The organism is Moraxella canis (assembly GCF_002014965.1).
Taxonomy (GTDB): Bacteria; Pseudomonadota; Gammaproteobacteria; order Pseudomonadales; family Moraxellaceae; genus Moraxella; species Moraxella canis.
In genome coordinates this window covers 306,598-327,541 of sequence record NZ_MUXT01000001.1, presented here as the reverse complement: position 1 = coordinate 327,541, position 20,944 = coordinate 306,598, and the positions used below count along the sequence as shown (strand labels likewise).

Annotated in this window: 24 protein-coding genes and 2 pseudogenes; 14 read left to right on the top strand and 12 right to left on the bottom strand. The window is 43.6% G+C overall.

Annotated elements, in window-relative coordinates; all coding sequences use genetic code 11:
• Positions 1–17: 17 nt before the first annotated feature.
• The 3 genes from hutH to hutI all read left to right on the top strand — a co-directional run bounded on the left by hutH (position 18) and on the right by hutI (position 3,972).
• Positions 18–1,574 carry a histidine ammonia-lyase gene (hutH, locus tag B0180_RS01505; protein ID WP_078255351.1) on the top strand — a complete coding sequence of 519 codons (1,557 nt, stop codon included), beginning with the start codon at positions 18–20 and terminating at the stop codon, positions 1,572–1,574.
• 46 nt (positions 1,575–1,620) lie between these two features.
• Entirely contained in the window at positions 1,621–2,625 is a 1,005-nt protein-coding gene (gene hutG, locus B0180_RS01500; RefSeq protein ID WP_078255350.1) for a formimidoylglutamase, read from the top strand.
• Between the two features lie 108 nt (positions 2,626–2,733).
• Positions 2,734–3,972, top strand: a complete 1,239-nt coding sequence (gene hutI / locus B0180_RS01495; protein WP_208609373.1) for an imidazolonepropionase — start codon at positions 2,734–2,736, stop codon at positions 3,970–3,972.
• Here hutI and B0180_RS01490 read toward each other — a convergent pair.
• On the bottom strand, positions 3,959–4,879 hold the full coding sequence (locus tag B0180_RS01490) for a DMT family transporter (RefSeq protein ID WP_078255348.1): 921 nt from the start codon (positions 4,877–4,879) through the stop codon (positions 3,959–3,961). The genes hutI and B0180_RS01490 overlap by 14 nt on opposite strands.
• 217 nt (positions 4,880–5,096) lie before the next feature.
• On the opposite strand from B0180_RS01490, the gene B0180_RS01485 reads away from it, so the two are divergent.
• From B0180_RS01485 to B0180_RS01470, 4 genes are all read left to right on the top strand, one after another.
• Entirely contained in the window at positions 5,097–5,846 is a 750-nt protein-coding gene (locus B0180_RS01485; protein WP_049236567.1) for an electron transfer flavoprotein subunit beta/FixA family protein, read from the top strand.
• Between the two features lie 31 nt (positions 5,847–5,877).
• On the top strand, positions 5,878–6,807 hold the full coding sequence (locus tag B0180_RS01480) for an electron transfer flavoprotein subunit alpha/FixB family protein (RefSeq protein WP_078255347.1): 930 nt from the start codon (positions 5,878–5,880) through the stop codon (positions 6,805–6,807).
• A gap of 267 nt (positions 6,808–7,074) precedes the next feature.
• A complete protein-coding gene (locus tag B0180_RS01475) occupies positions 7,075–8,091 on the top strand; it encodes an AAA family ATPase (RefSeq protein WP_078255346.1) in 1,017 nt (338 codons plus the stop codon).
• A gap of 12 nt (positions 8,092–8,103) precedes the next feature.
• Positions 8,104–8,613 (top strand): cysteinyl-tRNA synthetase, encoded by a 510-nt coding sequence (locus B0180_RS01470; protein WP_078255345.1) that lies wholly within the window; start codon positions 8,104–8,106, stop codon positions 8,611–8,613.
• Positions 8,614–8,694: 81 nt separating this feature from the next.
• On the opposite strand, the gene B0180_RS01465 is transcribed toward B0180_RS01470, so the two are convergent.
• Both B0180_RS01465 and B0180_RS01460 read right to left on the bottom strand, forming a co-directional pair.
• Positions 8,695–9,129 carry a hypothetical protein gene (locus tag B0180_RS01465; RefSeq protein WP_078255344.1) on the bottom strand — a complete coding sequence of 145 codons (435 nt, stop codon included), beginning with the start codon at positions 9,127–9,129 and terminating at the stop codon, positions 8,695–8,697.
• Positions 9,129–10,043: a hypothetical protein gene (locus B0180_RS01460; protein WP_078255343.1), complete on the bottom strand. Its 915-nt coding sequence runs from the start codon at positions 10,041–10,043 to the stop codon at positions 9,129–9,131. Before B0180_RS01460 ends, B0180_RS01465 begins: the two co-directional genes overlap by 1 nt.
• A 413-nt stretch (positions 10,044–10,456) precedes the next feature.
• Between B0180_RS01460 and B0180_RS01455 the strand changes: the two genes are divergently transcribed.
• The 3 genes from B0180_RS01455 to B0180_RS01445 all read left to right on the top strand — a co-directional run bounded on the left by B0180_RS01455 (position 10,457) and on the right by B0180_RS01445 (position 12,212).
• On the top strand, positions 10,457–11,071 hold the full coding sequence (locus tag B0180_RS01455) for a hypothetical protein (RefSeq protein WP_078255342.1): 615 nt from the start codon (positions 10,457–10,459) through the stop codon (positions 11,069–11,071).
• A gap of 281 nt (positions 11,072–11,352) precedes the next feature.
• Positions 11,353–11,964 (top strand): hypothetical protein, encoded by a 612-nt coding sequence (locus tag B0180_RS01450; RefSeq protein ID WP_078255341.1) that lies wholly within the window; start codon positions 11,353–11,355, stop codon positions 11,962–11,964.
• 65 nt (positions 11,965–12,029) lie between these two features.
• Positions 12,030–12,212, top strand: coding sequence for a hypothetical protein (locus B0180_RS01445; RefSeq protein WP_078255340.1), 183 nt, complete (start codon positions 12,030–12,032; stop codon positions 12,210–12,212).
• Positions 12,213–12,473: 261 nt separating this feature from the next.
• Here the strand turns inward: B0180_RS01445 and B0180_RS01440 are convergent, their stop codons facing one another.
• The 6 genes and pseudogenes from B0180_RS01440 to B0180_RS10365 form a co-directional block, all read right to left on the bottom strand.
• The gene (locus tag B0180_RS01440) at positions 12,474–12,812 is read right to left on the bottom strand and encodes a hypothetical protein (protein WP_078255339.1); all 339 of its coding nucleotides are present in this window, start codon (positions 12,810–12,812) and stop codon (positions 12,474–12,476) included.
• A 271-nt stretch (positions 12,813–13,083) separates the two neighbouring features.
• The gene (locus B0180_RS10110) at positions 13,084–13,257 is read right to left on the bottom strand and encodes a hypothetical protein (protein ID WP_167366902.1); all 174 of its coding nucleotides are present in this window, start codon (positions 13,255–13,257) and stop codon (positions 13,084–13,086) included.
• A gap of 7 nt (positions 13,258–13,264) precedes the next feature.
• On the bottom strand, positions 13,265–13,639 hold the full coding sequence (locus B0180_RS01435; protein ID WP_078255338.1) for a hypothetical protein: 375 nt from the start codon (positions 13,637–13,639) through the stop codon (positions 13,265–13,267).
• Between the two features lie 102 nt (positions 13,640–13,741).
• Complete coding sequence (locus B0180_RS01430) at positions 13,742–14,557, bottom strand: M48 family metallopeptidase (protein WP_078255337.1); 816 nt, start codon at positions 14,555–14,557, stop codon at positions 13,742–13,744.
• Positions 14,558–14,603: 46 nt separating this feature from the next.
• Complete coding sequence (locus B0180_RS01425; RefSeq protein WP_078255336.1) at positions 14,604–14,894, bottom strand: hypothetical protein; 291 nt, start codon at positions 14,892–14,894, stop codon at positions 14,604–14,606.
• Between the two features lie 203 nt (positions 14,895–15,097).
• A pseudogene (locus B0180_RS10365) lies at positions 15,098–15,540 on the bottom strand (transposase family protein); the annotation flags it as partial.
• A 454-nt stretch (positions 15,541–15,994) separates the two neighbouring features.
• On the opposite strand from B0180_RS10365, the gene B0180_RS01415 reads away from it, so the two are divergent.
• The 3 genes and pseudogenes from B0180_RS01415 to B0180_RS10220 form a co-directional block, all read left to right on the top strand.
• The gene (locus tag B0180_RS01415; protein WP_078255335.1) at positions 15,995–16,195 is read left to right on the top strand and encodes a transposase; all 201 of its coding nucleotides are present in this window, start codon (positions 15,995–15,997) and stop codon (positions 16,193–16,195) included.
• 144 nt (positions 16,196–16,339) lie between these two features.
• Positions 16,340–16,564 carry an integrase core domain-containing protein gene (locus B0180_RS01410; protein WP_167366900.1) on the top strand — a complete coding sequence of 75 codons (225 nt, stop codon included), beginning with the start codon at positions 16,340–16,342 and terminating at the stop codon, positions 16,562–16,564.
• Positions 16,565–16,593: 29 nt separating this feature from the next.
• A pseudogene (locus B0180_RS10220) lies at positions 16,594–16,818 on the top strand (transposase); the annotation flags it as partial.
• Between the two features lie 29 nt (positions 16,819–16,847).
• Here the strand turns inward: B0180_RS10220 and B0180_RS01405 are convergent.
• The 3 genes from B0180_RS01405 to B0180_RS01395 all read right to left on the bottom strand — a co-directional run bounded on the left by B0180_RS01405 (position 16,848) and on the right by B0180_RS01395 (position 19,592).
• Positions 16,848–17,693 (bottom strand): metallophosphoesterase, encoded by an 846-nt coding sequence (locus B0180_RS01405; RefSeq protein ID WP_078255333.1) that lies wholly within the window; start codon positions 17,691–17,693, stop codon positions 16,848–16,850.
• Positions 17,690–18,466 (bottom strand): TrmH family RNA methyltransferase, encoded by a 777-nt coding sequence (locus tag B0180_RS01400; protein ID WP_078255332.1) that lies wholly within the window; start codon positions 18,464–18,466, stop codon positions 17,690–17,692. Before B0180_RS01400 ends, B0180_RS01405 begins: the two co-directional genes overlap by 4 nt.
• Positions 18,467–18,593: 127 nt before the next feature.
• On the bottom strand, positions 18,594–19,592 hold the full coding sequence (locus tag B0180_RS01395) for a class 1 fructose-bisphosphatase (RefSeq protein WP_078255331.1): 999 nt from the start codon (positions 19,590–19,592) through the stop codon (positions 18,594–18,596).
• A gap of 335 nt (positions 19,593–19,927) precedes the next feature.
• Here B0180_RS01395 and B0180_RS01390 point away from each other — a divergent pair, with 335 nt between their 5' ends.
• The gene (locus B0180_RS01390) at positions 19,928–20,929 is read left to right on the top strand and encodes an aspartate carbamoyltransferase catalytic subunit (RefSeq protein WP_049236561.1); all 1,002 of its coding nucleotides are present in this window, start codon (positions 19,928–19,930) and stop codon (positions 20,927–20,929) included.
• Positions 20,930–20,944 lie beyond the last annotated feature (15 nt).

Genomic DNA, 20,944 nt, shown 5'->3' with positions numbered 1-20,944 from the left:
TGATTAAGGATAGTCTTATGAAAAACACCGTGTTTCTCTCAGCAGGTCGGCTGACCTTTGATCAGCTTCGCAAAATTTATAATAATCCAGTGACTATCACGCTTGATCCTGACAATTATGCTCAAATTGATCGATCGCATGAAGCGGTTCAGGCAATTATCAAAAAAGACAAAGCCGCTTACGGCATTAACACAGGCTTTGGTCTGCTTGCCAAAACACGCATCGCCGATGATGAGCTTGAACTCTTACAAAGAAACTTGATTTTAAGTCACTGCGTGGGCACAGGCGAGCGTCTGCCTGACAATGTCGTCCGCTTGATCATTGTGATGAAATTATCAAGCCTAGCCCAAGGCTGCTCTGGCGTGCGCCGCGAGGTGATTGATGCTTTGATGGGCTTGATTAATCATGACATCATGCCAATCATCCCAGCCAAAGGCTCGGTGGGGGCAAGTGGTGATCTGGCGCCTTTATCGCACATGACATTGGCAATTTTGGGTGAAGGGCAGGTGGTGGTGGATGGTCAAACCATATCTGCCAAAGAGGCACTGGCTCAAGCCGGCTTAACACCAGTCAAACTGGCAGCCAAAGAAGGGCTTGCGCTGATTAATGGAACGCAAGTCTCGACAGCTTTGGCGATACGCGGTTATTTTATGGCGCAAGATCTGTTGGCGGCGACGACGGTTGTGGGCAGTATGTCTATCGATGCTGCGCGTGGTTCAGATGCGCCTTTTGATGCGCGCATACACGAAGTTCGTGGGCACTACGGACAAATTCAAATCGCCAAAACTCATCGAGGGCTGATTGAGGGTAGCGCCATCCGAGAATCCCATGCTCAAGATGATGAGCGTGTGCAAGATCCGTATTGCTTAAGATGCCAGCCTCAGGTCATGGGTGCATGTCTTGATATCATCAACCAAGCAGGCAAAACCTTACTCACTGAAGCCAATGCCGTCACTGATAATCCACTGATTTTCCATGATGATGAGCCTGTGGCGATCTCTGGGGGTAATTTTCATGCTGAGCCAGTGGCTTTTGCTGCTGATATGCTGGCGCTGGCGCTCAGTGAGATTGGATCGATGAGTGAGCGCCGTGTTTCTTTATTGATTGATCAGACATTGTCAGGCGGGCTGCCTGCATTTTTGGTAAAAAATGCAGGCTTAAACTCAGGCTTTATGATCGCTCATGTCACGGCAGCGGCTTTGGTCATTGAAAATAAATCTTTGACGCATCCTGCCTCCGTGGACAGCATACCCACCAGTGCCAACCAAGAAGACCATGTGTCTATGGCGACTTTTGCTGCTCGCCGTCTGTATGAGATGGCACACAACACCGCCACAGTGGTGGGGATTGAGCTGCTTGCCGCTGCTCAAGGTGTGGATTTTCATATCCAAAATGGCTTATCAACATCACAAAAAATCTCTCAGGTGCACAGTCAGCTGCGTGCTGTGGTTGATTTTTATGATAAAGATCGCTACTTTGCCAGTGATATCGAACATGCCAAGCAAATGGTGTTATCAGGCGAGCTGTTAGAGAGCTGGTCGGAGCTAAGATCGGATTGGTATGTGAATGCATGATTTGATGATTGTGATCATTTTGTAATTTAATTTGGAAAAATTTATCATGGCGGATTTTGTTTCTTTTGTTGCCAGTGGCTATACTGGACGCAGCGATCCTTTAGAGTCGGACAGGTCGTTATACTGGCATCAGATGGTGCAAGGTTTTGATTATCAGCGCATTGGATTGATTGGTTTTGCCAGTCATGAAGGTGTGAAGCGCAATCTTGGACGCATTGGGGCAAACTCTGGACCTGCCAAAATCCGCCAATTTTTCGCGAAGCTTCCCATAACGCCAGCTATCCAAGATGCGTATGGTCAATTAAATCACTTGGTCGGGGATGTAGGCGAGGTCGTTTGTGAAGATTTTGTAGAAATCATGCCGCATAGTCTTGAGTCCGCCCAAGCACTGCATGCTGACAAAGTGACCGAAATTTTGGCTCAAAACTCGGTCGCCATTGGCTTGGGTGGTGGGCATGAGATTGCTTTTGGTAGTTTTTTGGGCTTATATCAATTTTTGAAACTCAAAAATACTTCCCAAAAGATTGGTATTATTAATTTTGATGCGCATTTTGACTTACGCACTGATGAGTATGCCACTTCAGGTACGCCATTTTTACAAATCAGCGAGATGCTGGGTCGGGATTTTGCGTATTTTTGTGTAGGTATCAGCCGTTTTGGTAATACCGCAAGCTTGTTTGATAAAGCCAATCAGCTTGGCGTTGGCATCGTTAGTGATGATGAGTGCCATCGTCTGTCGTATGATGAGATTTGGCAACGCTTGGCGGAGTTTATCGAGGCTGTGGATGTGCTGTATGTGACCGTCGATTTGGACTGCTTGCCAGCGGGTGTGATGCCAGCGGTCAGCGCTGTTAATCCAAAGGGCATTGATTTGGATTTGCTTGAGTTTTTACTTACTAAGATCATTGACACACATAAAGTTAAGGTGCTTGATTTTGCAGAATTTAATCCTGCTTATGACATTGACGATCGAGGCGCAAAAGTGGCTGCTCGTCTATTGGCTGTATGTGTAGAACAGCTATTGCTGACAGAACATGATCCCATAATCTGATGCTTGATTTATTTGGTATGGATAAATAAATTAAGCTCAATGGTCTGATGCGTGATCGGTCAGTTATTTTACAAATTTTAAATCTAAAAAGATAGTAATAAAGGGGAGATGATGACTCATTTTGATACGTTGATCATTCATGCAAATTTGGCGACCATGAATGATGAGTTTGGTTTTGGTGGGCAGGTGCCTTATGGGCAGATCCTAGATGGCGCAATCGGAATCAGCGAAGGTAAGATTCAGCATATCGCCCATTCGGCTACAGGGCTGACGGCTGATCAGGTGATAGACGCCAATCATCAGTGGCTCACCCCCGCGTTGATTGATTGCCACACACATTTGGTCTATGCAGGTAATCGCAGTAATGAATTTGAGATGCGCTTAAATGGTGTGGATTATCAGACCATCGCTAACCAAGGCGGCGGCATCGTCTCGACGGTCAAGTCAGTGCGTCAGTCGAGTTTTGATGAGCTGTATCAAGCCAGCGAAAAGCGCTTGCAAGCTTTGATCAACCAAGGTGTGACAACCATTGAAATCAAATCTGGCTATGGTCTGGATTTGGAAAATGAAAGAAAAATGCTCTTAGTCGCCCAAGCACTGGGTAAAAACTACGGTATCACAGTCAAAAAAACCTATCTGGCTGCCCATGCGCTGCCACCAGAGTATAAAGATCAGCCTGATGAGTATATCGATCAAGTCTGCCAGTGGCTGCCAATTTTATATGAAGAAGGCTTGGTGGATGCGGTGGATGCATTTTGTGAAAATATCGCGTTTAGCCCAGAGCAGGTATCAAAAGTGTTCGATGTGGCGCAGTCTTTGGGTCTGCCTGTCAAACTACACGCCGAGCAGCTATCAGATATGGGCGGTGCAGGTCTTGTGTCAGCTTATGAGGGGCTGTCCGCTGATCACATTGAATATCTTAATGGCACTAATATTGAAAAAATGGCGGATAAGGGCGTGGTGGGGGTGCTTTTGCCGACAGCATTTTATGTCCTGCGTGAGACCAAGCTGCCACCGATAGATCGTATGCGTAAGCAGGGCGTCCCTATGGCGGTCTCCACCGACTGCAATCCTGGCACATCACCGTCCACCTCTTTACTGCTTGCGATGAACATGGCGTGTACTTTATTTCAGCTCACGCCAGAAGAAGCACTGGCAGGGACGACACGCCACGCCGCCAAAGCATTGGGGCTTGAGCATCATAAAGGTCAGCTCAAAGTGGGGTTTGATGCAGACATTGCCTTTTGGGATATCAGCCGCCCTGCAGATTTGAGTTATTTGATTGGTCAAAATACCCTACAAACGCTTTTGGTGGGTGGCAAGGCTTATAATCTTAGCGCCCAATAAACCAGCGCCAAGGCTGCAAAGCGCCCAATGCCATGCCTATCAAGCCGATGACTAGAGTGGTATTTAGCAGCTCTCCAAGCAGTGGCACCGCAATGATACTGGCAATAAAGGGTGCTAAATTGGCGATACTGCCTGCTTTAAAGATGCCGATTTGTGCCACCGCTTTGGCATAGGTTAAGGTTGCGATGATGACCACAAAAATGCCGTGAAATATCCCTTGAAATGCCAAGTGTAAAGGCTTGACTTGATCGAAGGCAGGCGTGACAAAGCAGACATAGATCAGCGTATAAATGATCGCTGACCAAATGGCGACGCCGCACATGATGTGCCAGGCAGAAAAGCTCCATTTGCGAAGCAGTACCGAAAACAGCCCCCAGCATAGCCCACTGGCAATAAACATCAAATCGCCGCGCCCAAAGTGTCCATCGCCAATGATCATGCTGACGGTCATAAATAGCAAAGTTATCACGATGATGGATAAACCTATGCCGGTCTGTCTGTCGATCGGCTGTCTTAGCATCAGATAGCCGATGAGCGCGGCAAATAGCGGAAATGTACCATTCAAAAACACCACGCCATGCGCCACAGGGGCATAAAAAAATCCGCTATAAACAAACACGCAATAGCCAATACTACCGGTCAAAGCCAGTACGACCATTTTAAAATCAAAAAGAAAGCGATAGTCTTTTTTCCACCATAAAATGGGTAAAAGCACAGCGGCGGCGATACCAAATCGAAGAAGTAATACATCCCAAATCTGAATCTGCCAATAGGCATTCATTCGAGCCATCAGCCCAAACGCACCCCAAATGCACATGGTGATAAAGGTAAATAAATAGCCTTGTTGTTCATCAGATAAAGAGCGAAATACAGTCATAAACCACCGCGCAGACGGCAAAAACGCTATTGTATCATGCGATATCTACAAACCCTAGCGATGAATCATCAAAAAATATTTAAGCCTGAACTGCAAAGAGGCAAAATATTGTTACAAAAATGACCCATTGGTCAAAGTTATCATTTTTTGAACGAAAATTTACGTTCTGTAGTTTACAAAACCGCGCGGAATGTGTATTGTATTAGGGTCTGTGTTTTTATTTAATGTAACAAAAGAAGAGGATTCTATGAAAATATTAGTCGCGGTAAAACGTGTCGTTGACCACAATGTAAAAGTGCGTGTAAAAGCTGATGAGTCAGGTGTAGAGCTTGCTAATGCTAAGATGAGCGTTAACCCATTTTGTGAAATTGCTATCGAAGAAGCGGTACGCCTAAAAGAAAAAGGCGTCGCAAGCGAAGTCATCGCTGTCTCTATCGGCACCAGCCAGTCTTCAGAGCAAATCCGCTCAGCATTGGCATTGGGCGCTGACCGCGGTATTTTGGTTGAAACTGACGCCAAAGCACAGCCACTACAAGTCGCCAAAATCCTAAAAGGTGTGGCAGAAGCTGAAGGTGCACAGATTGTACTACTAGGTAAGCAGGCGATTGACGACGATAATAACCAAACAGGTCAAATGCTTGCAGCGCTGATGGGCGTGGGTCAAGGCACCTTTGCTTCTGAAGTTGTGGTTGAAGGTGATAAAGTGAATGTCACGCGCGAAATCGACGGCGGTCTTCAGACGGTGGCGCTATCACTACCTGCAGTGATCACTACTGACTTGCGTCTGAATGAACCACGCTTCCCTAAACTGCCAAATATCATGGCAGCTAAGAAAAAGCCACTTGATACCAAATCACCTGCAGACTTTGGGGTGGAAATGACTTCTAAGCTTGAAACCATCAAAGTATCTGCACCAAAAGAGCGTTCAGCAGGCGTTAAGGTGTCATCGGTTGATGAGTTGATCGACAAGCTAAAAAATGAAGCGCGCGTTATTTAATACCCATTACAAAGTTTAAGGATAAAAAATTATGACAATTTTAGTATATGCAGAGCATGATAATAAAGAACTAAAGTCAGCGACCTTGTCGACCGTAACCGCTGCAGCGAAGATGGGCGGTGATATCCATGTGCTAATAGCAGGTGCTGATTGCCAAGCTGTGGCAGAAGAAGCTGCCAAAGTGGCAGGCGTAAGCAAGGTATTGGTCGCGGATAACGCTGCCTATGCCAATCAGTTGGCAGAAAATGTTGCTTTGCTAGTCAAAGATTTGGCAGGTGATTATAGCCATATCGTGGCACCTGCGACGACTACTGGCAAGAACTTTTTGCCACGCGTGGCAGCGCTTTTGGATGTGAGCATGGTCTCAGACATTACCGCTGTGGTAGATGCCAATACTTTTGAGCGCCCAATTTATGCAGGTAACGCGATTGCTACCGTGAAATCAAGCGAAAATGTATTGGTGGTATCGGTGCGTGGTACCGCATTTGAGCCGGCAGAATTGACAGGCAGTGCTTCTGTTGAAGCAGTGGACATCGCCGAAGATGCTGGTAAGTCAAGCTTTGTGAAAGAAGAGTTGGCTAAGTCTGATCGCCCAGAGCTAACCTCAGCTAATATCGTCGTTTCAGGCGGTCGTGCGCTTGCCAGTGGTGAAAACTTCACCAAATACATCGAGCCTTTGGCTGATAAGCTTGGTGCAGCGGTGGGCGCGAGCCGTGCTGCGGTTGACGCAGGCTTTGTACCTAATGATATGCAAGTTGGTCAGACGGGTAAAATCGTTGCCCCAAATCTATACATCGCAATCGGTATCTCTGGTGCGATCCAGCACTTGGCGGGTATGAAAGACTCAAAAACCATCGTGGCAATCAACAACGATCCAGAGTCGCCAATCGCGTCAGTTGCTGACTACTTCTTGGAAGGCGATTTGTACAATATCGTTCCTGAGCTGACTGAAAAATTATAATTCAACATATTTTTCATAGCCAAAATACATCCAGTCTTTGATTGGATGTATTTTTTATTGAGCTTGAATTTACAACCCAGTCGCAACACCAAATAAAAAAGAAGTATTCATCAATTTAATGTATTATTAAGTTACCACACAAAATGAAGCATTAAAGCATATGTGCATATTGCACTCCAAATGATCACCCATTCCACTCTTCACGTGACCACTGGATCTAATAACCATGTTATAATAAAATACCAATTTATTGTATTGAGTATTAAAATGAACCATATTAAGTCGCTCAAAATTGAAAACTTTACCATTTTACCTAACGAAACATTATATTTTTCACCTAATTTAAATGTCATTGTGGCAGAAAATGCTGCAGGTAAAAGTCATTTATTAAAAATACTCTATGTATTATTAGAGGTCACATCCGATAAAAAACAGAAAAACAGATTGTACAAAACGGATTTGCAAAAAATATTTGCAGATAAATTATTGGCGGTTTTTCGACCCGATTCCCTAGGAAGACTAGTCAAACGACAAAATAAAAGTAGTCGTGCGGAGCTAGTTTTAACCATAGGGTCGGAATCCACAACCCATCTTGATTTTTCTAATCATGCTAGCACCCAAGTGAATATTAAAAAGATTCCTGATGAATATAATGACATACCTGCTTTTATTCCTACCAGGGAGCTAATCACCTTATCTCACTGGCTACCTGATGCTTATGATGATGTCGCCACACCATTTGAGGAAAACTGGGTGGATACTTGTAAATTATTACGTTTCCCAGTGCTCAAAGGTCCTAGGGCAAAAACAGCTAAAAAGCTGCTCACGTCATTGGAAGAAGCCATGGGTGACAAAGTTATTATGGATAACTATAGTGGTCGATTTTATTTAGGCAGTGTGGAAGCACCACTGGTAGCCGAAGGCATGAGAAAATTCATGATGATTGCACATTTGGTTGCAACCGGTTCATTATTGGGTAAAGGTTATTTATTTTGGGATGAGCCTGAATCTAATTTAAATCCAAAATTAATTAAAGTAGCTGCTAAAATTATTTTTGAATTATCTCAGCAAAATATTCAAGTATTTATTGCAACACATTCATTATTTTTATTGCGAGAATTGGAAATTTTGCAAAACAACCAATCTCAAGCACATTATTTTTCACTAATAAAAGATGATGATGGCTTGATACAAATACAGCAAGGTAAGTGTTTAGATGATTTAGATACCATTGTTGCATTGGATGAAAATTTAGCACAATCAGAACGTTATTTACAGTTATGAGTTGAGATAAATATGATTATTACTGAAGATTCTTTAAGTTTTCATTTTGAAAGCGATATTGTTGCAAGTAAATACGATGATTGGAGCCACTACAGAAACCAATTTCAAAACAAATGTAGTGCTGATAATAAAGCAGTGGATATTATTGCATATCGCAAATCAAAAGATATGGTGTGGTTATGCGAAATCAAAGATTTTCGCATAGGTACCAGAAACCCAGATAAACCGCCATTGGAACAAGAAATTGCACAAAAAGTTCGTGATTCTTTGGCAGGGTTGGTATCTGCTAAATTTTGTGCGAATGATGAAAAAGAACGCTCCTTCGCATGCAATGCTTTAGCATGTGAACAAATTCGTGTGGTTTTACATATTGAACAACCCAATGGCAAAAAGCAAATTTATAATTTATCAGATTTGAAAGATAAATTAAAACGCTTATTAAAAGCGATTGATCCTCATCCATTGGTGATAGATCAAAAACTATTGAATCAAAACAAGGTAATACCTTGGCAGATACCATAAGCCATCCAAAGCTCATCACCTCTATATCGAGCAATATTTACAATAACAGTGGCTTGATAAAGCCCAAATTCGAAGCAACACTCATTGTTGTCTTATCTCCCTAACTAGATACCCCTCAAGTAAAGACGCCACCGAATAGTTGATGTTTATCTGAATGTATTTAGCAATCTCAATAATTGTGGCTGAATTACGAGCAAGTCTATCTTCTAGCTCAGCACTTCTAGCTCCAAGCTCTTTATTTCTCTTAACTAGCGCAGCTTTAGAGTTGCGTCCAGCATCTGATTCAAGAGAACTGGGACTTGGCTCAAACTCCATAAACTGCTTGTATTTATATCGCTCGATTAGCTCTTTGCTCCGATGTGTACTCAGGATGCTTAAGCCGCTACTTTTAATTAATCCCTTCGCTTTTAATCGCGTATATAAGCTTGAAGCGCTAATAGGGGATTGCTCAATTCCTTCCATCAGCATTAATTGCAATTCTTTTTCAATTTCTATATCAAATGCTTTGCCTCTCATTATGATACCTCGTTAATTTTATGTTGCTCCAGAGCAAACAGTTGTGCTAATGCTTTGAATGAAGTTGTCGAATCAAGAATCTGTTCAATTTTCACAACATTCAATGACGTTAAATATTGAGACAGATATACCTGAAGATGAGTTAAATTTTCTTTTGAATGATTCATGCGTACCAATGCTTTATCATAACCAGATGTGGTTTCTTGTAAATCTTCTAAAACTTTTATTTGGTCTTCTAGCTGACCCCGTTTTGCGGGCAGCTTTGCATATTCATCCATGCGACCTGTTAATGTAAAATGCGGGCAAAACTCACCAGACTGACACTTTAAACGATAAACGCATCCCCAATTCACCATTTGCTTTACATAAAATCCAATCGAAAGGGGGAGGGCTTGGGAGTTCTTCTGAGACACTTCTTCCAACTCCATATCTTCATCCAGTTCATCCAATGCAGCCTGACAGCCCACTAAAGTATCAGAAAGAACATCAGCACCACTTCGCAAAAACGAGACAAAATCTTTGCTACCATCAAAAGTACCTAAGCCAACCTTCAGGTTTGTATCCAAATCAAGATTTGGATTATAAGCAATGCAGCCTGTTTTTTCCACAATTTCTTGCGGTGTAATGTAGTCAATCTCACCAAGTTTTACATCATCAGTTGAAACTGCAGATACATTAACAGTTTTTGCTAAAAGGTTCTCTGTTAGGTGTTGATAATGATGGTTTTGTCTGATATCGAGCCGACCCATTAGCATAGCTTGCAAATGATCTTCAACCCCAGCAATCGCCAAAAAGGTATTAATATTATGCCTTGGAATATGAGTTCTCAATTTACTAACACTACCATCTGGTTCAACAAGATTATATTTCTGAAAAACCGAGGTATTTCTGCCAGCACCCAAAAAATCATTCATGACTTTATTGGTAAATGGAAAATAGGTACTGTTTTAAAGATTAGCTGTCTATTCATTGATGTAGAGCCCTTAAAATGCAAAAATAATAGCTCCTCATGGCGAACCGAATATGATTTTCCATTGTCATTCCATTGATGCGTACAGGGATTGAATTTATGCCAGCCAGCGCACAAACTTTACCATTTATCGTGATTTGTCGGCGGCACAAGGGTCAAATTCTACATCTTTAAGTAATACAAACGCTTCGGGAGGGGGGTAAAATATGCCAATACAATGCGGATGGTGCCATCTTTGAGAAAATGATGGAAGATGCCGCGCGTGCTGGCAAACTCAAGTTGTCATTAATTCTTGCTTATTTTGATTTGGGTTTGCTACAATAACCTTGATTTAACGATAATTTAGGGAGCTTATTAATGAAAAAGGTCTTGATTCTATCCCTAGTGGCAGGCTTGGTAGTTTCAAACAATGCACTGGCGGATTATGAGGACGAGTTTGACCCTGCTTATGAAGCCATTGCTGCTGTTGAAGATGATTTTATGCGCCCGGATTTTAAGAAAGTTGGCAATTTTTGGGTGGATCGTTGCTATGCCGCCGAAGAGCATGCCATTGAAGCCAGTGGACTTGCCAAAGATCCACGCAGTGTTAAATTTTGCAATACCAAAAGTACTGGCAAATTATTAAACCAAGCTTTTGCCAAACCTGCTAATTTTAATACAAATTACGTCCTGTACCAACACACTTACCCCAATGCTAACAGGACTGAAACAGTCTGGTTTGCAATCCATAAGTCATCAAAAAAAGTGTCTGTACTACCCGTTATTGGGCAATCGGCAAGCTCAGCGAACCCGCCTAAACTTTCTTACGGTAAAAACAGTAACCGATTGTGCATTAACACCGCTTCTGGTTTACAAATTTGGGATTCTGAGTTTGGGTTTGATGTCATGTCAAAAGAGTATGATATTGAAAATCACACCTGTTACTGGCTAAAAGAAGATAAAAAAGGACCGTATTGGTCCGCCTGGTCTTAACGCTTCGCCCCCTAAAGTTCGCCATCTTTAGGGGTTTTTATTGCCTTTGAAAGACAGACACGAGGAGTATCCGGATATCATGGGGCTGGATAACGCCTCTTATAAGCTCATTGATCAGCAATTTAATCGAAATTATTGAGTCAAAACAAAAAGCAAAACAGCGCTACTTAGATGATATCAAAACACTAAAACAAAATTTTGCAATGCTGGCTACGGTTTTTGGATACAAGGCAAGGCAGTAATTGTTAATTCATTACTTTCACACACCAAAAGGAGCTGTTATGAAAAAATATTTACCATTGGTTGTCGGCGCATCACTTGCCCTTTCAGCATGTGCAACCATTGATCCTAATTTATCACCAGAGCAAGCGTATGAAAAAAAGGTGAGTAATTTTAAGAAGCTTGAGTGGTTAATTGGCACAGATGCGGCACGCCGTTATATTGACGATCCAAGAAAACCGTATGTCGCTGTTGATAATAAAAAGATCACGCTTGCGGATCAATCGCGTTATCAATTTGATGTGCGCAAGTATGAATACTTGGGTGAAGAAACGGACGGTTTGATTTATGCGGTTATCAAAGATCGTGCGACCAACTCTTACAAAGCTGGCTACTTATATCCAAACGGCGCGGTCGCCATCCCTTTTAATTTTGGTCATACCAACAAAGATCATTTATCCAGTCGTGCATTTTTTCATGGCTATGCGGCGGTGATTAATCATGCTGCTGATGCACAAATTTATCGTGAGGAAGGTGCAGCCCACCGCCCTGATCAATATGCGATTATAGATAAGCGCGGTAACTTTGTTGTCAAGTATCGTGCGTATGTCGATATTCAAAAATACCCATACGATAATTATTTTACTGCTTTATATATTGATGAAAACGGCTAAAAACGAACCAGCTTGATTTCTAAAAATATCAAATTGATTAGTGATAATGCTGGATGGAGTCAAAGATGAATACGTTGCAAATTTCAGGCAAGGTCATCAAAGCAGATTATCACAATGATCAATGTGCGATGATTGTTTTGGATACTTTGGAGGATGGTCTTGAGTTAAATGTTGGCTCACATAAGGCGGAAAATCAGGTCTATGCCGAAATTAGTGCAGGCACTAACGATGAGATAGACTGCTATTAATATCTAGCAAGAAACGAAACACCCTTTAAAAAGGGTGTTTTTTTTAATTCACAGTTTTTTTGGTCTTGGCTTGTATAAAATACCTCTGTGTATGTGGTGGGTTAACTACCTGTCAAACCATATTATCGCCCAAGCCCAGCAGGCACGTAGATTTTAAACATACCCTTAAACCACCACGCCTTGCCGTGAATTTTTGGAAAATAAAAGCCCGCATAATGCGGGCAGTGATCTACAAAAATAGAGATGACAAGATCAGTTCAATTAATCCATAAAAATCGGCTCATCAGTACATTCAATCCATTCAGGGCCGGTTGTAAAGTTATACAGGATTCTTTTTTCTTCCTGCTGCAAGATATCAAATAAAGGGTAAAAGGCACTGCCACACCTTACTGTGCCAGGCGGCACACGGTTGATTTCAGCCTCTATTTCTTCTTCAGTGCTGTTATCATGAGAATACAGTATGCCTGAATCCGTAACAACCGGGTATAGCATTTCGGTTGGCTCATGAGTTGCTTGTGGATTGGTAGCCGCCGCAGGCTGTTCAGAAGCGTAGGCGGTCAATAAAAGGAGTGATGACGCTGCCAAAATAAATTTTTTCATAAAAATCCTTAAAATATGCAAACTTACTGACAGTTTAGCACACCTTTGGGGTGCAAAAAAGGTCAATCGCCGACGCGATATGATCCAGCGTAGACAAACCCAACCTAAACAAGCCGTTAAGTCCGCACCTTAGCCTAGCTTCGCCGCAAGTTAAAGTCTATATCCGCATGTTGTGTTTCAATCTCATTAACAAATATATCATTGACTTACTCCCCTCACTTTAGGGAGAGGATTACATCACATTGCTTACATGCTGATGGTAGGGTGGTTTTTATAGTCTTGAAGCGATACGACCTGTTTTGATATGCACAGGATTGTAATACTGACTAAAACCCTCGGTGGGGTAAAACTCTATACACAAGTTGTACTCAGGATGGCTTGAGTCGCCACCGGTAGAAAAAACATTATAGGCAGGCAAAGAGGTGTCATCACCGTAAGTACACACTCTATGGCTATTTTTTTTTGAACGTGATTTTGCCCGGTTTTCCACTATTTCGCGAATTTTCAATGGCAAAGGGCATCACATAGACTTGTTTTTTAGCAGGGTCAATAGCGACATAACTTGTGCCATACATTCTTGTCAAAACGAATTTATTTGCAAAATTAATGTCCTTAGTGCCAAATTTTTTATACGCTTTGGCCGCTTGAGCGCTACAAAAATCTCTGTTGAGCGTCTCGTCGGCAAACTCTACACCCTCAGCTTCCGCAGGCTTGCAGATGTCAACCATGTAACCTTGTACTTCGCCAGCATTGGCATAAGCAGGTATGGTTGCAGCCGCTGCTAAAGGCATTACGAACAATGCGAGTGCTGTTGTTGATTCTTTCATCATTAAGCCCCTATTTGTTTACAATTCGTTTAGTTACCATTATCTACCCCAGGCTGATTTGCGTCCACATAATGTTGCGTGAATCTGCCTTTTTGAATGAGTTTAACGACCTTGACGAGCCGCTTCATACAAAGGTTTAACCGCCCCTTGCATGGCTTGCAGCTCCTTGACACGATTGGTTGAGGTTGGGTGCGTGCTTAAAAAGCCAACACGGATCACATCGCTATTTGCTTGCATGGCTTCCATTTTTTGCCACAAAGTGACAGCAGCTTGTGGGTTATAGCCTGCGCGTGCCATCAGCTCAAGCCCAATTTTATCCGCCTCAGTTTCTTGAAAGCGTGAGTGAGGCAAGGTTAATCCTAGGTTGCCTGCCAAGCCTAAAGCCTGAACACCGCTGCCACCCAAGCCAAATAAAGAGGTTGCCAAGCCAAAGGTGGCGTTGGTCGCAACGCGCCGGCTGATTTTTTCACGTGAGTGTTCACGCAAGGCATGCGCCATTTCATGACCCATGATGGCAGCAATTTCAGCATCCCTCAAATTTAGTCGCTCAATAATGCCCGAGTAAAAGACAATTTTAGCATTAGGCATGACATAGGCATTGACAGTATCGTCTGTGATGACATGAACCCGCCAATCCCAGCCTGCGGCATCTTGTCGTAACAACGACACATGGGGAATCAATCGAGAGGCTACAGTACGCACACGATTAACCTGGGCAGTATTGCTGTCTAGCACACCTCGGCTGCGTGATTCTGCTAAGGTTTGGCGATAATAGTTGTCTGCCATTCGCTGCATTTCGGCATTGGAATAAATAAGCAGCTGCTTGCGCTCAGGATTGATGTCGGTGCCTGTGGTCGTGCTAACACAGCCAAGTAATGCCGCACTGATGGCCAAAGGGGCTAAGAGTCTCCGTTTCATAATTTTTCCTTGTTTGATGATATCTGATAATGCCAGCTTAAGATGCTCAATCTACGTCACGCTCAAGCTGTTCAATGCGCTTAAGCTCAGGCTTGGTGAGTAATCCATCGGCATAAGCCGCCTCGAGCGCGCGTTTTAATTCTGGATGCTTTTGCAGCACTGTCGGATCACTATCAGGATGATAATATCGACTCGACAAGTCGTACAAATATCCAGTAGGTACAGGATCCGTCCGATCCTCATAAGCTTTGGCGACAAATACCAAAATTGACATCACAAATGACGTGATGAGCAGTCGCCGTAAGGTACGATCTCGCCGTAATAAGTCAAATCGCATAACCAACCTTTTTGCTTTAGCCAACGTAACAAGCACCAAAAGCAGCGACTGCTTTAATGAGTGCCATTAAAATTTTACCTGTTTTTTCAAAATATGTACATAAAAATGGCATGAATGGCACTCATTTTCGACTGTCCAGAGTATTTAATCTTGCTGATTTTGTACCAATCCAGACTTCATCTGGTTACCTATAAAAAAGGTAGGTGAGTCCGCTCATTATTGTGGAAGATTAACCAAATATCTAGATCAAACTGCAACTGGTCAAGCAAACTATACAGATTTTTCCTATATCTCACTTGATAAAGCTCCTGCAATATTATTTTATAAAACCGCTCATAGATACCATGAGTTTGAGGTGAGCAAGCTTTGTCTTTGTATGCTCAATATCATTAATCGCAAGAGATAACTTGTAATCGGCGTTTTGGTGGTGTATCACTTGCAAGAGCTGCTTTGCTATAAGCATCCACAAAAATCTATTGGTAAATACGTCTTACGCCTTTTACATTACCTACATAAAAGGCATCTTGGGAGTCAAGATGGCTAAGATGAGCCGTTTCAATGTCACCGCAGGCAATATCATCTTCTTTTTGCTTTTAGGGGCAATGACTTGTGATTCTGTGAGAATAATGCCACCCGTTACGACTTTGGTTTCTCAAGAATACACCGAATTTGCATAGTTCATTGGGCGCTCTGACTTGTCTATACACTGGATGATTCATGGCATATTTGATGACAGCACCTTTGGTTGCTTCAGCTACTCGATTTTTAAGATTGTGTACTCATTTTGATTGGTTGATCAACGCATCAACAAGCCACCTTGGCTTGCCATTTCTGATAGCGACAGAGTGCATCTAAGTTGAGTTTAGACACCTTTATCCTATATGGATGAATTTTTTAAAATAAGAGTTGTTAGATTGGGTTTGGACTGAACTAACACACATAATGTTTGCAATTTATTTTGATTTGATTGTATCAGATACCGCAAAATATCGTCTAAAAGGACATCTCAAGCCTATATTGACATCGCCAGTAATGCACCAATACAACATCTCAGACACCCCATAAGAGGTTATACTATCCCAAATTAGGAGTAATCTCTCATGACAAAACAGCGTAAGCAGTACAGTAGCGAATTTAAATTAGAAATGGTAAAACTCATTGAAGAACAAAATCAGCGTGTTGTTAATGTTGCTAAGCAATATGATATCGGTCAATCTACTTTAGAAAACTGGCTTAAGCGTTATCGTCTTAAACTTCAAGGCAAGCCACTACCCACAGGTCATGCCCTAACACCAGAATAACGAGAGCTTGAACGACTTTAGTATTAACCGTGGCGTATACCGTATGCCTTAAGCCAACAGGTGTGTTATTTGATTCAGATCAAAGATTTCTACACCAGTCCTGCATTTGCCGATGCTATTGTTAAATGCAATATGACACACAGTATGAGTACAAAAGGCAACTACTGGGATAACGCACCAACAGAACGATTGTTTCGAAGTTTTAAAACCGAATGGGTGCCAAAACTTGGCTATGAGAACATTCATGAAGCAAACACAGATTTGGCACGTTATCTCCTTGGCTATTACAGTCAAATCAGACCCCACAGCTTTAATAACTATCTAAGCCCTGCCAAAAAGAACGACAGTTTTTTAATAAAGCCCTCTTAGGGGGGTGTTTGAAAATAGGTGATCGGTATAGTCTAAAAGCAAACTTTTACTTTCCACCACCAAGCCAGCCTTGGCAAAGAAGAAGTAACGAAAACACCAGTGGTTTGCTTCGGGGATATTTTCCAAAGTAACAAGGCATTGAACAATGGGATAATCAATACACACAAACAAAGGTCGCTAGGCTTAATCTACGACCAAGAAAATGTTTAAACTGGCGAACACCTTATGAGGTTTATTATCAAAAGGTGTTGTAATTGGTTTGGCGATTCAAGGGTATAAAATATCAATAATGAATGTCCAAAAATACAATTTCTGGACGATTAAAAATGCGTGGGACAAATCGGGTTGATTCTTTTGCTAAGCCACGACTGACAATGAGCTCACTTGATCTATTGGGGTCTGTATTATCAAGTTGATATTGACCGCCAGCATAGGCTGGAAATAACCCTTGATTGGGCGCAAACAGCCCATTCATCAAAGGTGGCAATCGCCATTGACCGCCATGGGCATGACCGCTGACCACGATGTCAAAGGGATATTGGACATAGTCGCTCACACGCTCAGGGCGATGACTGAGCAAAATATTAATATGATCTGGATTGGCAAGCGTGCCGACAGTGTTTAGCTGAGTGTCAAACTCGCCACTGACTGGATCAGCCACACCCCAGACCGAGATTGGCGAATCGTTTAATCGCTGAACGCCTGTTCCGTGGAGAATTTGAATGCCATAGCTTTGGATTTTATCGAGGACGGTTTGGTACTCCAAGCTTGGCATATACAGCTCATGATTGCCATTGACATAATAAATATGGCGACTGACCGATCCAAGCTGTGACAGTAGGATGTCGGCGTGGGTGTTCGCCAAATCATCGTCATAAATATCCCCGCCCAAAAGAATGATATCAGGCTTTTGTGCTCTTAAGATATCCATGATCTCACGCTGATGATCACCATAAAAACAGCTGTGCAAATCAGTGATGATCGCAGCGGATAAAGTCTTAGTCGCCGAGCTGGGCGCACCTTGCCAAGTGTATTTTTGCACCAAAATTTTGGTACTGCTGGCAATCACAAAAACCCCAATCATAAAGAGAATAAGAACCCAAAACTGCCACTGCTTGACAACACTCATCTTGAGTATCTCCGCTGGCGCAGCATTTCATAAAAGCATACGGATCCTGCGATACTGACATTTAGGCTTTCTTGTCCGCCGGGCTGTGGCAGGGCGATCGGCGTTGCCTGTTTTAAAAAGTCATCGCTCACGCCCTGACCTTCGTGCCCAAGTACCCAGGCGATGGGCTGAGTCAAATCATGATCATAAATGACCGTGTCGGTGTGAGAGCTGGTGGCATAAAAGGGCGTTTGCACTTTTTGTAAGATTTCATCGGCAGTGATGTGCTCATAAATCGATAAAGAAAAATGAGCGCCCATGCCTGCCCGCAGCACCTTGGGCGACCAAAGGTGGGCGGTGTGTGGCGTGGTGATTACCGATTGGATGCCGACAGCAGAAGCGGTGCGCAGCAGCGTACCGATATTACCAGTATCTTGTAGCCCATCCAAAATCAAGCAATCTGCCTGAATATTGACCAAATCACGATCAGGAATATCAACAATCGCCATCATATCGATGCCATCGCCTAGGGTGCGAATTTGTTTGTAGAGAGTATCGGCAATGACAATAATGTCCTTATGCTCGGCATGATTCAGTAAAGGCAAGACTTCGTGGTGGCTTGCGGCACTTTGGCTAACCAAAAGCTTACTAACCGTGAGCCCTTGCTTAACATAAGCATCTAGCAAATGCACGCCTTCGATGACCGTCTGCCCGCTTTTTTTGCGGGCGCGGTGCTGCGTGAGTAAGGCTTGGGCGTGGCGGACAGTGGGATTAGTGGGGGAGGTGATGATCATGGTATGATAAATTTGACTCAAAAGTTAGGGGCGTCATGGCACCATAAAACGCCAACATTAATAACATCAAAGCAGCGACAGCCTTCAGTGAATAAAAAGCCGCCATGATGGCGACTTTTTGGATGGGTTATGCTGGATCGCCATTCGCCAAAATGCCTGCCTTGGCGTGCAGATCTTTGACATAGTCGACTTCTTCTTTGGCGCCAAGCACCACAGGGATGCGCTGATGGATATGGCTAGGCTTAATCTCCATGATACGCTCAACGCCATCTGTACTGGCGCCGCCAGCTTGCTCAATGATAAAGCTCATCGGATTGGCTTCATACATCAAGCGCAGCTTACCTGCCTTACCTGCGATTTTGGTGTCAAATGGGTACATAAATACGCCGCCACGAATCAAAATCCGATGCACATCAGCAATCATCGCCGCCACCCAGCGCATATTATAATCTTTATTACGCACGCCCAGATCACCTGCGACCAAGCCATCAATGTATTCTTTGATCGGATCAAGCCAGTAGCGATAATTCGACGCATTGATGGCATATTCGGCAGCCGTCTGGCTGATGGTGACTTGATCATTAATCAGTAAATACTCTTGACTGGTTGGATCAAAGCTGAACATCACGACGCCTTGACCCAGCGTCATCGCAAGCATGGTGCTGGTGCCATAAATAAAATAGCCTGCCGCTACTTGTTGAACGCCTGGTTGTAAAAAATCAGCTTCGGTGGCTTGGCTGCCCACGCGCGGATGTGGCAAAATAGAAAAAATCGTGCCCACAGTCATATTGATATCAATATTACTAGAGCCATCTAGAGGGTCAAAAGTGACAAGCAGCGTGCCTTGATCATTGGCAGGGCTGATCTCATCCAGCTCTTCGGAGGCGACGCCTGCACAGTGCGGGTTTTTGGTGAGTGCATCAAGCAGCAGATCATTAGAGATGACATCGAGCTTTTTTTGGGCTTCGCCTTGCACATTTTCATTGCCAGCTTCGCCATGAATGCCTGCCAGTGCCCCTTTATCGAGCAGTGCGCTGATGGCGATACTGCTCTTTGCCAAGGTATCGATAGTACTGGCAAGTTCGCTGCTTGCCTGTGATTGTAAATATTGAGTCAAAGTTATCATAAATGTATCCTTGAGTGACGGCATGGCTTAGCAAAAGGCTAAGAGCGCGCTGTGATTTTGTGCTATTTTAACATGATTTTTGGGGGCTGTGTCAGGCGATGCGTGATAAAAATAAATAATTTTATTGTTAGTAAAATTAACAAATAGCCCAACGATCAAAAATTGATTCAATGGATTGATCAAAGAAAAATATCGTTGTTTTCAAGCCTAGAAATTTGCTAAAATGGCTTAATTTATTTTTTTTATTTGATCAAGTGTATATCAGGGGTTCTGCCTCGCCACTGGGTATCAAATTTTAAATGAAACTTTTTAGATAATTGATAAGGAAAACCGCCATGATCACCATTCAAGCTCGCCTAAATGCTCAGCTCGCACAGCCTCAGCTCGCTGATGATGGCGGTATCCGTCATTTTATTGGGGTGGAGGGGCTGAGCAGACGGCAGCTTGAGAGCATCATCGATAAGGCGATGGGATATTTTGATGAAGATGGCAGGCTGATTAACACCACAGAGCTGTCTGGTAAGACGGTGATGAATTTGTTTTTTGAAAATTCAACGCGCACACGCACCACATTTGAGGCAGCCCAAAAACGCTTGGGCGCCAATGTGCTAAATCTCGACATCGCTCGTTCAAGCACCAATAAAGGCGAAACGCTGCGCGATACGCTGTGGAATCTGGAGGCGATGAGCGCGGATATGTTTGTGGTGCGCCACAGTGCATCAGGCGCTGCACACTTTATGGCGACTCAAGTCACGCCCAATGTCGCCATCATCAATGCCGGCGATGGCTGGCATGCACATCCCACGCAGGCGATGCTTGATATGCTTACCATTCATAAAGAGGCGTGCCTAAAGCAGCAAAAATCCTTTGATGATCTGTCGGTGGCGATCATCGGTGATATCAAGCACAGCCGCGTCGCGCGCTCGGACATCTCGGCGCTGCAGACGCTGGGGGTCAAGGACATTCGTGTGATCGCGCCCAAGACCTTATTGCCCAAAGGGATCGAGCGCTATGGCGTCAGTGTCTACGAGCAGATGGAGGCGGGTCTGGCGGATGCTGATGTGATCATCGGTCTGCGTATCCAAAATGAGCGCATCGGCTCGCCACTTCTACCGTCCACCAGTGAATATTTTAAGATGTATGGCATTACGGATGCTCGTGTTAAGCTTGCCAAGCCCAATGCTCTGGTCATGCACCCAGGTCCGATGAACCGCGGTGTGGAGATCGCCTCAAGTGTGGCAGATGGTGAGCAGTCGGTCATCCTAAAGCAGGTCAATAACGGCATCGCGGTGCGTATGGCGGTGATGGCGATGGCGATGGCAGGACAAGCTCGATAACGCCTGCTAAGCCGT

Excerpts from the sequence above, each read along its gene's own strand:
- hutI (WP_208609373.1), top strand. The coding sequence starts at position 2,734 with ATGATGACTCATTTTGATACGTTGATCATTCATGCAAATTTGGCGACC.
- B0180_RS01480 (WP_078255347.1), top strand. The coding sequence starts at position 5,878 with ATGACAATTTTAGTATATGCAGAGCATGATAATAAAGAACTAAAGTCA.
- B0180_RS01430 (WP_078255337.1), bottom strand. The coding sequence starts at position 14,557 with ATGAAACGGAGACTCTTAGCCCCTTTGGCCATCAGTGCGGCATTACTT.
- B0180_RS01460 (WP_078255343.1), bottom strand. The coding sequence starts at position 10,043 with ATGAATGATTTTTTGGGTGCTGGCAGAAATACCTCGGTTTTTCAGAAA.
- B0180_RS01435 (WP_078255338.1), bottom strand. The coding sequence starts at position 13,639 with ATGAAAGAATCAACAACAGCACTCGCATTGTTCGTAATGCCTTTAGCA.
- B0180_RS01450 (WP_078255341.1), top strand. The coding sequence starts at position 11,353 with ATGAAAAAATATTTACCATTGGTTGTCGGCGCATCACTTGCCCTTTCA.
- B0180_RS01410 (WP_167366900.1), top strand. The coding sequence starts at position 16,340 with ATGAGTACAAAAGGCAACTACTGGGATAACGCACCAACAGAACGATTG.
- B0180_RS01470 (WP_078255345.1), top strand. The coding sequence starts at position 8,104 with ATGATTATTACTGAAGATTCTTTAAGTTTTCATTTTGAAAGCGATATT.
- B0180_RS01445 (WP_078255340.1), top strand. The coding sequence starts at position 12,030 with ATGAATACGTTGCAAATTTCAGGCAAGGTCATCAAAGCAGATTATCAC.
- hutG (WP_078255350.1), top strand. The coding sequence starts at position 1,621 with ATGGCGGATTTTGTTTCTTTTGTTGCCAGTGGCTATACTGGACGCAGC.
- B0180_RS01425 (WP_078255336.1), bottom strand. The coding sequence starts at position 14,894 with ATGCGATTTGACTTATTACGGCGAGATCGTACCTTACGGCGACTGCTC.
- B0180_RS01415 (WP_078255335.1), top strand. The coding sequence starts at position 15,995 with ATGACAAAACAGCGTAAGCAGTACAGTAGCGAATTTAAATTAGAAATG.
- B0180_RS01395 (WP_078255331.1), bottom strand. The coding sequence starts at position 19,592 with ATGATAACTTTGACTCAATATTTACAATCACAGGCAAGCAGCGAACTT.
- B0180_RS01390 (WP_049236561.1), top strand. The coding sequence starts at position 19,928 with ATGATCACCATTCAAGCTCGCCTAAATGCTCAGCTCGCACAGCCTCAG.
- B0180_RS01485 (WP_049236567.1), top strand. The coding sequence starts at position 5,097 with ATGAAAATATTAGTCGCGGTAAAACGTGTCGTTGACCACAATGTAAAA.
- B0180_RS01465 (WP_078255344.1), bottom strand. The coding sequence starts at position 9,129 with ATGAGAGGCAAAGCATTTGATATAGAAATTGAAAAAGAATTGCAATTA.
- B0180_RS01455 (WP_078255342.1), top strand. The coding sequence starts at position 10,457 with ATGAAAAAGGTCTTGATTCTATCCCTAGTGGCAGGCTTGGTAGTTTCA.
- B0180_RS01405 (WP_078255333.1), bottom strand. The coding sequence starts at position 17,693 with ATGAGTGTTGTCAAGCAGTGGCAGTTTTGGGTTCTTATTCTCTTTATG.
- B0180_RS01440 (WP_078255339.1), bottom strand. The coding sequence starts at position 12,812 with ATGAAAAAATTTATTTTGGCAGCGTCATCACTCCTTTTATTGACCGCC.
- hutH (WP_078255351.1), top strand. The coding sequence starts at position 18 with ATGAAAAACACCGTGTTTCTCTCAGCAGGTCGGCTGACCTTTGATCAG.
- B0180_RS01475 (WP_078255346.1), top strand. The coding sequence starts at position 7,075 with ATGAACCATATTAAGTCGCTCAAAATTGAAAACTTTACCATTTTACCT.
- B0180_RS01400 (WP_078255332.1), bottom strand. The coding sequence starts at position 18,466 with ATGATCATCACCTCCCCCACTAATCCCACTGTCCGCCACGCCCAAGCC.